At 42.6% G+C, this 12,631-nt stretch carries 15 protein-coding genes; 1 reads left to right on the top strand and 14 read right to left on the bottom strand.

All coding sequences use genetic code 11. From position 1 onward, the window contains the following. Positions 1-4: 4 nt before the first annotated feature. The gene (gene budA, locus M1F65_RS01405) at positions 5-736 is read right to left on the bottom strand and encodes an acetolactate decarboxylase (protein WP_000375405.1); all 732 of its coding nucleotides are present in this window, start codon (positions 734-736) and stop codon (positions 5-7) included. 144 nt (positions 737-880) lie between these two features. Here budA and M1F65_RS01400 point away from each other — a divergent pair, with 144 nt between their 5' ends. Further along, positions 881-2,152: an aminotransferase-like domain-containing protein gene (locus tag M1F65_RS01400; RefSeq protein WP_042902109.1), complete on the top strand. Its 1,272-nt coding sequence runs from the start codon at positions 881-883 to the stop codon at positions 2,150-2,152. 19 nt (positions 2,153-2,171) lie between these two features. Here M1F65_RS01400 and M1F65_RS01395 read toward each other — a convergent pair whose 3' ends face one another. The 13 genes from M1F65_RS01395 to M1F65_RS01335 all read right to left on the bottom strand — a co-directional run bounded on the left by M1F65_RS01395 (position 2,172) and on the right by M1F65_RS01335 (position 12,624). After that, positions 2,172-2,987 (bottom strand): ABC transporter substrate-binding protein, encoded by an 816-nt coding sequence (locus M1F65_RS01395; protein ID WP_042768133.1) that lies wholly within the window; start codon positions 2,985-2,987, stop codon positions 2,172-2,174. Between the two features lie 157 nt (positions 2,988-3,144). Further along, entirely contained in the window at positions 3,145-3,798 is a 654-nt protein-coding gene (gene phoU, locus M1F65_RS01390) for a phosphate signaling complex protein PhoU (protein WP_000946469.1), read from the bottom strand. 11 nt (positions 3,799-3,809) lie between these two features. After that, on the bottom strand, positions 3,810-4,568 hold the full coding sequence (gene pstB / locus M1F65_RS01385; protein WP_001287327.1) for a phosphate ABC transporter ATP-binding protein PstB: 759 nt from the start codon (positions 4,566-4,568) through the stop codon (positions 3,810-3,812). Between the two features lie 12 nt (positions 4,569-4,580). After that, positions 4,581-5,384 carry a phosphate ABC transporter ATP-binding protein PstB gene (pstB, locus tag M1F65_RS01380; protein ID WP_000049851.1) on the bottom strand — a complete coding sequence of 268 codons (804 nt, stop codon included), beginning with the start codon at positions 5,382-5,384 and terminating at the stop codon, positions 4,581-4,583. A 10-nt stretch (positions 5,385-5,394) separates the two neighbouring features. Continuing rightward, positions 5,395-6,279, bottom strand: coding sequence for a phosphate ABC transporter permease PstA (pstA, locus tag M1F65_RS01375; RefSeq protein ID WP_000543051.1), 885 nt, complete (start codon positions 6,277-6,279; stop codon positions 5,395-5,397). After that, positions 6,269-7,186: a phosphate ABC transporter permease subunit PstC gene (gene pstC / locus M1F65_RS01370; RefSeq protein WP_001070951.1), complete on the bottom strand. Its 918-nt coding sequence runs from the start codon at positions 7,184-7,186 to the stop codon at positions 6,269-6,271. The genes pstA and pstC overlap by 11 nt, the downstream gene beginning before the upstream one ends. Continuing rightward, entirely contained in the window at positions 7,186-8,064 is an 879-nt protein-coding gene (locus M1F65_RS01365; RefSeq protein WP_049519494.1) for a phosphate ABC transporter substrate-binding protein PstS, read from the bottom strand. Before M1F65_RS01365 ends, pstC begins: the two co-directional genes overlap by 1 nt. Before the next feature lie 210 nt (positions 8,065-8,274). Beyond that, positions 8,275-9,579 carry an RsmF rRNA methyltransferase first C-terminal domain-containing protein gene (locus M1F65_RS01360; protein WP_247925329.1) on the bottom strand — a complete coding sequence of 435 codons (1,305 nt, stop codon included), beginning with the start codon at positions 9,577-9,579 and terminating at the stop codon, positions 8,275-8,277. Further along, a complete protein-coding gene (locus M1F65_RS01355) occupies positions 9,580-10,353 on the bottom strand; it encodes an inositol monophosphatase family protein (RefSeq protein ID WP_247925328.1) in 774 nt (257 codons plus the stop codon). It abuts the gene before it with no gap. Beyond that, positions 10,343-10,621 (bottom strand): UPF0223 family protein, encoded by a 279-nt coding sequence (locus M1F65_RS01350; protein ID WP_247925327.1) that lies wholly within the window; start codon positions 10,619-10,621, stop codon positions 10,343-10,345. The genes M1F65_RS01355 and M1F65_RS01350 overlap by 11 nt, the downstream gene beginning before the upstream one ends. Further along, positions 10,622-11,023: a Spx/MgsR family RNA polymerase-binding regulatory protein gene (locus M1F65_RS01345; RefSeq protein WP_000631261.1), complete on the bottom strand. Its 402-nt coding sequence runs from the start codon at positions 11,021-11,023 to the stop codon at positions 10,622-10,624. Positions 11,024-11,243: 220 nt separating this feature from the next. Continuing rightward, entirely contained in the window at positions 11,244-11,861 is a 618-nt protein-coding gene (locus M1F65_RS01340) for a TIGR01906 family membrane protein (RefSeq protein WP_247925326.1), read from the bottom strand. Next, positions 11,851-12,624, bottom strand: a complete 774-nt coding sequence (locus M1F65_RS01335) for a TIGR01457 family HAD-type hydrolase (RefSeq protein ID WP_000323533.1) — start codon at positions 12,622-12,624, stop codon at positions 11,851-11,853. The genes M1F65_RS01340 and M1F65_RS01335 overlap by 11 nt, the downstream gene beginning before the upstream one ends. Positions 12,625-12,631: the final 7 nt, after the last annotated feature.

The following is a 12,631-nucleotide window of genomic DNA, read 5'->3' as shown; positions in this document are numbered from 1 at the left end:
TCTCCTATTCTGACTTATCAATATCTTTCTTCATCTCGTCAACGTTAAATTTGGCAAATAAATACTGGCGATCTTGGACTGGAAAACGTTGATCCAACTGGTCGACTGCCCCAACCTCAATCATTCCTTCTTTGATAACAAAGTCCATCACATGCCCACCAAAGGTCAAATCATCTGAGATAAAATGCAAATGGTAGCCTGCAACACTCACTCCATGGAAAATCTCCGGTGTCCAAAATCCAACAATAGTTCCCGATACATTTTCACGGCTATATTCAGGTTGGTGAGTCGCTACATCAGCAAACTTGGTATCAGGTGTGGATTTGGGAATCATCCGCACATGCATTTGTGAAAATTCGCCATGAATCTTGATGGAGCGAAAAAGATTTTCCCCATCATAGTAGGACTCAATTCGTTTTTCCAATTCCTTATCCGTCATCTCAAAGCGCTGACGAAAAATCACTTCTGCCTGATGAGGAACCACTGCTGCATAGGGAATAAGGGCATCCGCTGCCACTTCAACGATTTCAGGTGTTTGACCAGATCCCTTGGCTTGATAAGCCTTGCCATCAAGGACAATCAACTCCCCGTCAATCGAATCCAAAGTCCCCAAACCAAGATCACCATGTTCTAGCAATTCTCCCACTGTCATGGTTCCGCCATAGAGACCAGCCATTAGGGCACCTAGAGTATTGTATTGAAATAATTTTACCGGTTCCTGCACTTTTCTATCCATTCTCTTTCTTATCTTCTGTTCAATGAATCATCATACTTTCTAAGTATACCACATTTGCTCCTAGTTGTGAAAGGGGGAATGCTTTTCCCATTGCAAAGGAGGCAAAAAAAAGGTACAATGTAACAAAATTAACGGAGGTCTGGAATGAAGAAAGAAAGTAAATACCAAGTAGTCGTTTCCTTTCTAAAAAAGGGGATCGAATCAGGAAAATTTCCAACAGGTAGCCGGCTTCCCTCCATCCGTCAACTGAGCCAAGACTTCCACTGTAGCAAGGACACTATCCAACGAGCCCTGCTGGAATTACGCCATGAACAATACCTCTATGCCAAACCCCAAAGTGGCTACTATGTTCTAGAACAAGGACAGCACCAAGACTTGGAAATCGAAGTCACTGACGAACATGCCAGTGCCTATGACGACTTCCGACTCTGCGTCAACGAAACCCTGATAGGCCGAGAAAACTACCTCTTCAACTACTATGACAACCAAGAAGGCCTTGAGGAACTAAGACAATCTGTCCATCAACTTCTTTTCAACCAAGCTCTCTACTGTAAACCCGATCAACTGGTTCTAACATCTGGTACCCAGCAAGCTCTCTTTATCCTTTCTCAGATTGACTTTCCGAGCAAGGGAGCGGAGATTTTGGTCGAACAACCGACCTACCACCGGATGAATCGCCTCTTGGTCGCTCAGGGGCTAGCATACCAGACCATTGAACGCCGAATTGATGGCATCAACCTTGACGAACTAGAAGAACAGTTCAAATCTAGGAAGATCAAGTTTTTCTACACTATTCCTCGCTTCCACTATCCCCTAGGTCATTCCTATTCTGATCAGGAAAAAAGGGCTATTCTGGATCTAGCAAACCAGTATGGTGTTTACATCGTAGAGGATGATTATCTAGGTGACTTAGACTCTAAAAAGGGACAAACCTTCCACTATCTGGATACTGAGGATCGGGTCATTTATATCAAGTCCTTCTCAACCAGTCTCTTTCCAGCCCTTCGTATTACCGCTCTCATTCTTCCAAATGCCCTAAAAGAGGCCTTTGTTTCCTACAAAAATATCTTGGACTATGACAGCAATCTCATCATGCAAAAGGCTCTTTCTCTTTACATCGATAGCCAGTTATTTGAAAAAAATCGACTGGCTCGATTGAGCCTTCAAGAGAACTATCAGGCTCAGATTAAGGAGCTACTTGAAAAAAACACCTGTACCTTACCCCACTATCCTCTACACGATGGTCTTTTGCTTGATTTGAGACACTATCCTAAGATTGCCAGTTTGAAACACAGCTCACTCAAATTAGACTTTTTTGAGAAGGCTTATTTGGACGCCTGTCCTTATCAGTTCGCCAAAGTCACTCTTGAAAATCTAGAAGAGCTATTAGAATACATAAAAGCAGAATTGGATTAAAGTCCAACTCTGCTTTTTCTTATTGCTCAACTTCTGTTAGTTTCGCTGCCTTTTCAAGATAGTTTTGATAGGTTCCGTCGTCTTTCAGTTTTTGGATAACCTTATCGACTACTGCTTTCAAGTCTGATTGATTCTTCTTAATAGCAACGGCATTGGCTTCGCCATCTTTCATTGTCAAGTTAACAGATGCAACGACAAGGTCTGAGTTTTTACCTGCGTAGCTAAGAGCAACTGGTTCATCCATATGAACAGCATCCACTTTTCCAGCCTGCAATTCATTGACTGCTTCCCCCATATTGGTCAAGGATGTCAACTGGGCATTTGGCAATTGTTCCTTGACCATGGTTTCTGGCACAGTTCCCTTTTGAGCTGCGATATTGGCACTTGCGAGGCTTGTAAGATCCTTGTATTTGTCTAAATCAGCTTTTCTAACCAAGAAACTCATCTTATTTTCATAGTAAGGGATTGAAAAGTCAAAGACTTCCTTTCTCTCATCTGTAGCACTAATTCCTGCAATGGCCAAGTCAGCCTTTCCAGTTTGAAGACTGGTCAAGACATTGTCAAAACTCATGCTAGAGATTTCAAGTTTAACCCCAAGCTCGTCTGCAATTGCTTGAGCCATATCAATATCTGCACCAACCACTTGGTTTTTACCATCTACCAAGGATTGGAATTCAAACGGCGCATAGTCTGGGCTGGTCGCAACGACTAGCTTTCCTTTTTGTTTGATAGCGTCCACAGCAGACTGGGAACTATCCGTACCTGACTGGCAAGCTACTAGAACCACACTGGCAAGCATGCTACACACAACTAATATCCATTTCTTGAATTTCATAAATAAACGACCTTTCTGTTAATTCTGAATAATTATAACTCTTTTAAAAATAGTTGTCAACCTTTTTAGAGATTTTGATTGTAAAACAATTCTTTTCATAAAAAAAGAAGACTGATTTATTCTAACCAGCCTTATTTCTGTATATTTAAACCGTTTCTTATAGTTCGACAATCTTACCTGTTTCAAAGTAAACAACCCATTCACAGATATTTTTTGCGTAGTCTCCGATACGTTCTAAGAAAGAAATGACCTGGAAGTAATCACGGCCTGTAACGATGGCTTCAGGATTTTTCCTAATTTCTTCTGTAGCCAAATCTCGGATGCTATCAAAGTAATGGTTGATTTTTTCATCCATCGCTGCTACTTCGTAGGCTTGATCCACAGAACCGTTGAGATAGAGATCTAGAGCTGCTTCAACGAAGTTTTTCACGTCGCGTCCCATCTTTTTGATTTCTTCTTCAACAGAAGGGATACGTTGCTCCCCCTTCATACGAATGGTCGCCTCAGCGATAGACACTGCATGATCTCCCATGCGTTCCACGTCTGACACTGCCTTGAGAACGGTCAAGACGGTACGAAGGTCTTGCGAAACAGGTTGTTGGAGGGCGATCATTTCAAATGATTTCTTTTCCAACTTCACTTCATATTCATTTACTTCTGCATCGTCTTCGATGACTTCTTTTGCCAAATCACGGTCATGCGTAACAAAGGCACGCACTGTACGATTGATCTGCGAGAGCACTTCTTGTCCCATGGCATAGAACTGGTTGTGCAATTTCTCTAAATCTTCTTCAAATTGAGATCGTAACATCATTCAACTCCTTATCCAAATTTTCCTGTAATATAATCTTCTGTTTCCTTGTTTTGCGGGTCTAGGAACATCTTCTTCGTATCGTTAAACTCGATTAAATCCCCATCTAGGAAAAATCCTGTTTTATCAGAGATACGTGAGGCTTGTTGCATCGAACGCGTTACCAAGAGCATGGTGTATTTATCCTTCAGACCATACAAGGTTTCCTCAATCTTACCTGCAGAAATAGGATCCAAAGCTGAAGTTGGTTCATCTAAGAGGATGATTTTTGGACTGGTTGCTAAGACACGAGCAACACAAACACGTTGTTGTTGTCCACCTGAGAGACCAATGGCCGAATCATGCAAACGATCCTTTACTTCATCCCAGATAGAAGCACGTTGCAAGGCCTTTTCTACTGCTTCATCCAAAACATGTTTATCCTTAACCCCATTGATACGCAGCCCATAGACAACATTTTCGTAGATAGACATAGGGAAGGGATTGGGCTGTTGAAAGACCATACCGATTTCCTTACGCAATTCAACCGTATCGGTGCGAGGACTGTAGATATTGTGACCATTATAGACTACTGATCCCGTTGTTGTCACCTCAGGATTTAGATCGCCCATGCGGTTGATGGCTTTGAGCAGGGTAGACTTTCCTGATCCAGAAGGACCAATCAAGGCCGTTATTTCCTTGGGTTGGAAAGAAAGGGAAACACTATTCAAGGCCTTCTTTTTATTGTAATAAACGGACAGGTCTGACACCTGTAAAATCGCTTCTGACATACCGTTTCCTTTCTAACCAAAGTGTCCCGTTACATAGTCATTGGTTGACTGTAACTTAGCATTTTGGAAAATATTGGATGTCTTATCATACTCAATCAAATCACCCAAGTAGAAAAATCCTGTGTAGTCACTTGCACGCGCAGCCTGTTGCATACTGTGGGTAACGATGATGATGGTAAAGTCCTTCTTCAATTCCAGCATGGTTTCTTCCAGCTGGGCTGTCGCAATCGGATCCAAGGCTGACGCCGGTTCATCCATCAAGAGGATATCTGGCTTGACAGAGATAGCGCGAGCGATACAGAGACGTTGTTGCTGACCACCAGAAAGCATCAAGGCTGATTTGTGGAGGTCGTCTTTGACCTGATCCCATAGGGCAGCCTGTCGTAGAGAAGTTTCTACAATTTCATCAAGGACTTTCTTGTCCTTAACTCCTGCACGTTCATGAGCAAAAGTGATGTTGCGGTAAATAGACTTAGCAAATGGATTTGGACGTTGGAAGACCATTCCGATATGCTTGCGCATCTCATAGACATTGATTTCTGGACGGTTAACGTCAATCCCTCGGTAGAGGATTTGGCCTGTGACCTTGGCAATATCAATGGTATCATTCATCCGATTGAGACTGCGAAGATAGGTAGATTTCCCAGATCCAGAAGGACCAATCAAGGCTGTAATTTTATTTTTTTCAAATTGCATATCGATGCCCTTGATGGATTCATTTTTACCATAGTAAACATGTAAATCCTTAGTAGAGAGGGCCACTTTTTCTTCAGGGAAAGTGATGATATGCTTTTCATCCCAGTTATATTTTGACATGGCTTCTCCTTTAGGCAGCGGTTAATTTCTTGTGTAAATAGCTTCCGAGTTTGCGAGCTCCAAAGTTAAAAATCAAGATAAAGATGAGGAGCACGGCGGCAGAACCAGCAGATACAATGGTAGCATCAGGAATGGTTCCTTCACTGTTGACCTTCCAGATGTGGACAGCTAGGGTTTCTGCTTGTCGGAAGATTGAGATAGGGCTGGTAACACTGAGGACATTCCAGTTAGACCAGTCAAGGGCTGGAGCGGATTGTCCTGCCGTATAGATAAGAGCGGCGGCCTCACCAAAGATACGGCCAGATGCCAAGACAACACCCGTTACGATACCTGGAAGGGCTTCTGGAATGACGACATGGACCACAGTCTCCCAACGAGAAATTCCAAGGGCCAGACCAGCCTCACGTTGTGTATGGTGAACGTGTTTTAAACTGTCCTCAACATTTCGAGTCATCTGAGGAAGGTTAAAGACTGTCAAGGCCAAGGCACCTGAAATGATTGAAAATCCATACTCAAACTGGACTACAAAGATCAAGTAACCAAAGAGACCCACAACGACTGATGGTAGAGAAGACAAAATCTCAATACAGGTACGAATAAAATTAGTCACAGGTCCTTTTTTGGCATACTCAGCGAGGAAAACACCAGCACCCATAGATAGCGGAACAGAAATGATCAAGGTAATGACCAAAAGGAAGAAGGAATTGTAGAGCTGAATCCCGATACCCCCACCTGCTTGATAAGAGGAGGATTTCCCAGTCAAGAAAGACCAAGAGATATGCGGTAACCCTCTCACCAAGATATAGAGAATCAAGGATGCCAAGATGGCCACGATGATACCCGCGATGGTATAGAGGACAGCTGTTGCAAGTTTATCTAATTTCTTAGCGTGCATAGTTTTTCTTTCCTCTTTCTTTCGTAATCAATTTAATCACACTGTTAAAGGCCAAACTCATCAAGAGCAAGACTAAGGCCAGTGACCAGAGAACGTTATTATCAACCGTTCCCATGACGGTATTTCCGATACCCATAGTCAATACAGATGTCAAAGTCGCAGCTGGTGTTGTTAGCGATGTTGGGATAACTGCTGAGTTTCCGACCACCATCTGAATAGCAAGGGCTTCACCGAAGGCACGCGCCATCCCAAAGACCACTGCAGTAAAAATACCTGAACGTGCTGCTTTCAAGGTCACACGCCAGATGGTTTGCCAACGAGTGGCTCCCATAGCCAAACTGGCTTCACGGTAATGACGAGGAACAGCACGCAAGCTGTCTGTTGTCATAAAGGTTACAGTTGGTAGGATCATGACAAAGAGAACGAAAATCCCTGACAAGATCCCAAAACCAGTTCCACCAAAGACGCTACGAACAAAAGGCACCACAACTTGTAAACCGATAAATCCATAGACGACTGAAGGAATACCAACGAGGAGTTCAATGGCTGGTTGCAAGATTTTTGCACCCTTTGGTGAGACTTCGGTCATAAAGACTGCCGCACCAATAGCAAAGGGTGTTGCGATGAGAGCTGATAAAATCGTCACAATAAAGGAACCCAAAATCATCGGAAGGGCACCAAATTGTTTCCCAGAAGGATTCCAAGTTTGTCCAAAAAGGAAATCAAAGATGTTGACCCCATTGACAAAGAAGGTCGATAAGCCTTTTTGGGCTACAAAAATCAAAATCATTGCCACAATGATAACAATCAAAGAAAGGCAAGTGAAGGTCAATCCTTTACCAAACTTCTCAAGCCGAGAGTTCTTTGAAGGAGAGAGTAATTTTTTAGATAATTCTTCTTGATTCATTATTGACCTCCTTCTACTGCTGTAACGATACCTGAAGCATCCTTTTGGACTTTCATTTCATTGATGGAGATATAGCCCATGCCCTTAACAATCCCATTTTGGGCTTCATCTGAGAGAACGAAATTCAGGAATTCAGCAGCTAACTCATTTGGCTGACCAAGTGTGTACATATGTTCATAAGACCACAAAGGCCAGTTGTTGGTCGTTACATTTTCAGACGTAGGCTCATACCCATTCAGTTTCATGCTTTTCACGGAGTCATCTACATAGGCAAAAGCCAGGTAAGAAATGGCTCCAGGTGTTTGGGATACAATGGACTTGACCATCCCGTTAGAATCCTGCTCTTGGCTCTGCATTGCTGCTTGGCCATTCATAACCACCGTATCAAACGTCGCTCGTGAACCAGAACTTGCTGCTCGGTTGATGATTGAAATGGCCAGGTCTTTGCCCCCAACTTCTTTCCAGTTGGTCACTTCACCTGTAAAGATTTTGCGAAGTTGCTCGGTTGTGAGATTTTCAACATCCACTTCCTTGTTTACAATCACTGCAAGACCAGCCACTGCAACCTTGTGGTCTACTAGTGCTGAAGCATCGATTCCTTCTTTTTCCTCTGCAAAGACGTCAGAGTTCCCGATGTCAACTGCTCCAGACTGGACTTGGGATAGTCCTGTACCCGATCCTCCACCTTGAACATTGACTGTTTTTCCGATGTTTCTAGAACCAAATTCATCTGCTGCCGCTTCGACAAGAGGCTGAAGAGCAGTTGAACCAACGGCTGTCATGGATTCTCCACGATCAATCCAGCTAGCGCATCCTGCAAGAGAACCTGCCATCAAAAGAGCTGCAAGAGACATGACGAGCTTTTTTCTTTTTTTCACTGTTATTCTCCTTGAACATAATGATAAATGTTCTGATTTCTTCCGTTTGTCCTGATCATCCAATTATCATCAATGATTATCCCGCTTTATTTTATCTAGTCATTCTTAGGAGCGGACAATTCCATCGTATAATATAAGTAATAATGAAAGACTATCAGAAAAAACTCATACTTCCACTATAACATAGAATAGGCTCTTTGACTAGCTTTTTCACCTGAATCTGAGTCCTTTTGGATAATAATTTTTCAAAACATTTCCCGTTACCTTGGCAAAGCCTAATCCGTTTCCTTGAACCACAACTTGGTACCAGCCATTTGGTCGAGCTTCAGACAATTGAACGGTCTCACCAGCCACATATTTTACAAAATCCTCATCATTGATTTCGACACTTTGAAGTACTTGACTTGGTTTCAAGGCTAAACCGAGAGCAAAGCTTGGTTCGAAGCGTTTCTTCTTAAAAGTACCCAGATGGAGCCCATTTCTAGCAATTTTGAGTTTCCCTAGATCCGGTAGCATCTCTGGCAGGAGATAGAGTTGATCTCCAAAGGTCTGCAAGATACCAGTTAGATTGACTCTCAAGTGTTTTTGGGCAAATTCTTGCCACAAGGCCAGCTGTTCCCGACTGAGATTGCTTTTGCTAGCTGTGAATTTAGGTGCGGGATTTTGTCCCTTAAACTGCAAGTGGGCAACAAACTGACCTTCTCCCTTGAAATGATGAGGATACATCCGTGCTGTTTCAGGAAGATCCATTCCTGCTACCATACCGTTCACATGCTCAACTGGAAGCAATTCAAATGCATAAGTATCAAGTAACCAGTGGACGATTTCTTCATTTTCCTCTGGTGCCCAAGTACAGGTCGAATAAACTAAACGGCCACCTTCAGCAAGCATGGTCACTGCATCTTCTAAAATTTCTCTTTGGAGACTAGCGCATTGACTAGGATAATCAGTACTCCAATAATACATGGCATCTGGCTGCTTACGAAACATCCCTTCACCCGAGCAAGGTGCATCAAGGACAATCACATCAAAGTAACCTTTAAAAAACTTGGCCAAGCGGTCAGCAGATTCATTAGTCACAACAACGTTTGTCGCTCCAAATCGCTCCATATTTTCCACTAAAATCTTAGCACGCTTACTTGAAATTTCATTGGAAACAAGGACTCCCTGATTAGCCAGATAAGCTGCTAGTTGAGTGGATTTTCCACCTGGTGCTGCAGCCAAGTCCAAGACCTTCATACCAGGACTTGGTTGAGCCACCTGGGCCACCATTTGGGCTGCAGGCTCTTGCGAATAAACGAAACCTGTCACGTGCTCTGGTGACTTTCCAGAAACCTTACCATAATACCCCCAAGGTGTATTTGGAATAGCATCTGCAAACGATAACTGACTTTCTTTTAAGGGATTGACCCGAAAAGCCGAAACTGCTTCTTGTTTAAAAGAGGCAAGAAAGTCTCTTGCCTCGTCTTCTAGTATCGCTTCATATTTTTCAACAAATCCTTCTGGAAATTGCATTTAGTTCTCTTTCCTTTCGTAGATATAAGACTGAATCTCTTCTTGCATCTCGATTGGCACCATCATGACAGGCTGACGCGTTTTAAAATCAGCGGGCTCACCTGATACCGTAAGAAGACGATAACTCAGACTTTCCCCTAAGATACTGGCCGCAGCGTAATCCCATGGCTGCAGGTAGGTAATATAAGTCAGAAGGCGACCCGATAAAACCTTGGCAAAACTAATGGCCGCACTGCCGTAGACACGGACACCCAACGCTGCTCGACCCAAATCCGCCAAGCCCCACTCATTGCTTTCAAACATACCTGAGTTACCGGCAACTAAAAATTCTTGAAGAGGTTTCTTTTTAAAAGGCGGTAAGGGATCATTATTGCGGCAAGGAGGAAAGGCACCACCACCATGGTAACAATCACCTTTCATGACATCATAGATGACACCAAATTTGCCCACACCATTCTCAAAATAAGCCAACATCACGGCAAAATCTTCCTGCTGGGCGACAAAGTTATTGGTACCGTCAATGGGATCAATCACCCAAACGGAACCTTGACCTACTGCAGCACGTAAACAACCCTCTTCCGCGCAAATCAAGTCCTCAGGATAGGAGTACTTGATCCGTTCAACCAAGAGTTCCTGGACCTCCTTGTCCAAACGTGTCACTAAGTCTGTAGGCGAAGACTTGCGCTCAACCTGCAAATCTTCTTTCATGTGAGCCAAAATATAGTTAGCAGCTTCCTGCACAATCTGTTTGGCAAATTCAAATTTAGTTTCCAAGAGAAATCTTCCCTTCTCTTTTTTCCTTGGCAGCCTGAACTGCTCGGTAAAGCGAATAACCACTAACTGTTTCAAATTCTCGTCCCAAACGTTTCTCTTCACTCTTGCTTGGCACGACCAATTTGAATTCCTTGTAAGACTCTAGCAGTTTTTTTGCTTCTACCTTATCTTCATAAGCAGCTTCAACATCATTAAAAAAAGAAAGCACTGAAGCAAGTTCTTCAGTGCTCCACGACAAATCTAGTGGGTAACTATACTGTTTGTTCATCTATCCAATACCAGCTCTCAATGTTGCTTCTTTCAATTCTTGTTTACGGTAACTACGAGGGAGAAAAGCACGAATCTCATCTTCATTAAAACCGATCTGCATGCGTTTGGTATCTATAATAATTGGGCGACGCAAAAGACTAGGATATTGCTCAATCAGCTGAAGCAACTCCGATACCGAGATACTCTCTACATCAATATCCAATTTTTGAAAAATTTTTGAACGAGTTGAAATGATGTCATCAGTACCATTTTCGGTCAAGGAAAGAATATGTTGTAATTCTTTTCTTGTTAAAGGACTAGTCATAATATTATGCTCTTGAAAGGGCACTTTATGCGTCTCTAACCAAGCCTTTGCCTTACGACATGATGTACAACTCGGTGATAAAAATAGTGTAATCATGCTTTTCTCTTCTTTTATCTATACTTGCTATTTCTATTATACAAAAAAATAAAGCGCTTGACTAGGTATTTTTAGAAAAAAAGCCTATTTTTTCATAGAAAATAGACTGTTTTCTGCAAAAATCTCCTGCTTTGCAAGTTTATCTTTAGGATAACCTAACAATAAATAGGGAGTAGAGCAACTTCTCTCGTTTTTTATTAAAAATACAGAATTTTTTCCACTATTTCCTTGAAGCTTTAGCGAGAAGGAAACCGAATATTCCTTCATACAAAGCAAAGAAAAGTAAAAAGGCATGGAGAAAGAAAGTCTCTGGCAAAATCCAAATAACGGGATCCTTTGCTGGATCAAAAAGCCAGGTATCATCTCCCACAAAGAGAATCTGATGGAAAAGAGTAAAGAATTGCTCAAAACCAATCAACACTCCTACAAGCCCAATGACCAGAGGCAATAGCACTAGAATCAAGATACTTTTACGATATAGGGGCAAAAAGCCTTTTTTCACAATCTTTCTAACAAAGAAATAGAAACTTGGTAGCGTCACTAGGGCAACTAGCTGAACTAGGTGAAAGAGATTCTTCACCACCGCAAAGTGGTGTAGCCCTGCCGCTGATGAACGAAAATCCGGCATCTCTAAGACCTGACTAAAGGGATTAGTCAGGTAATTCATCAAGATATGAAAATTGTACTGAATGGTTTCTGGCTTTAGATAGACTCGATTCGCTAAGTTCAGCCACTGAATCTCCATGGGATAGAAAACCCATGCCAGATAAATGGTTAAGAGAATAGACAGGGAGAGGAGAAAGAGCATACTTCCCCAAAAGGTCAGTTTAGTTTTCATCAAAATTCCACTCCGCAAGGCTAGAAACTACATGAGTTGGTGCGATTGGCAGATCTGCTACTTCTTCTGCCTTGGTAAAACCTGTCGTCACCAAGAGAGTTGGAATGCCATTGTCAATTCCTGCTCGGATATCTGTCAGGTAGTTATCCCCAACCATGAGCAACTCTTCTCTTTTCAAGCCTAAGTGCTCAACTGCCTTATCCATAATGATAGCATTTGGTTTTCCGATATAAACTGGTTTTACCCGTGTAGCGACTTCAAGAAGTGTAATTAGTGAACCAGCACCAGGCAAGAGACCACGTTCCGTCGGGATATTGAGGTCAGGATTGGTTCCGATAAAGTGAGCCCCCTTTTGAATGGCTAGAGTCGCCGTCGCAAATTTTTCATAGTCGACTTGCCAGTCCAGTCCAACTACCACATAGGCAGGATTTTCCTTGTCTTCCGCATAACCTGCCGCCTGGATAGCATCCTTGAGCCCTGCTTCACCAATGACATAGACTGTCTTTTCCAGTCCCAAGTCGTTCATATAGTCGATGGTTGCCAAAGTCGCTGTGTAGACAGTTGATAGAGGTGTATTAATGTTAAAATTCTGAGCCAACATCTCTTGAACACTCTCAGGAGTACGAGTTGTATTATTGGTCACAAAGAGGTAGGGAATTTCTCTTTTTTGTAACTCATGGACAAAAGCCTCACCCGCGGGAATTCGGTCTTTCCCCTTGTAAATGGTTCCGTCTAAATCAATTAAATAACCTTTATAAGCCATATCGTCC

Origin of the sequence: Streptococcus oralis, from assembly GCF_023109195.1 — a bacterium.
Taxonomy (GTDB): domain Bacteria; phylum Bacillota; class Bacilli; order Lactobacillales; family Streptococcaceae; genus Streptococcus; species Streptococcus oralis_BV.
Note: the sequence above shows the minus strand (reverse complement) of the source record. Positions and strands in the feature narration are given on the sequence as shown.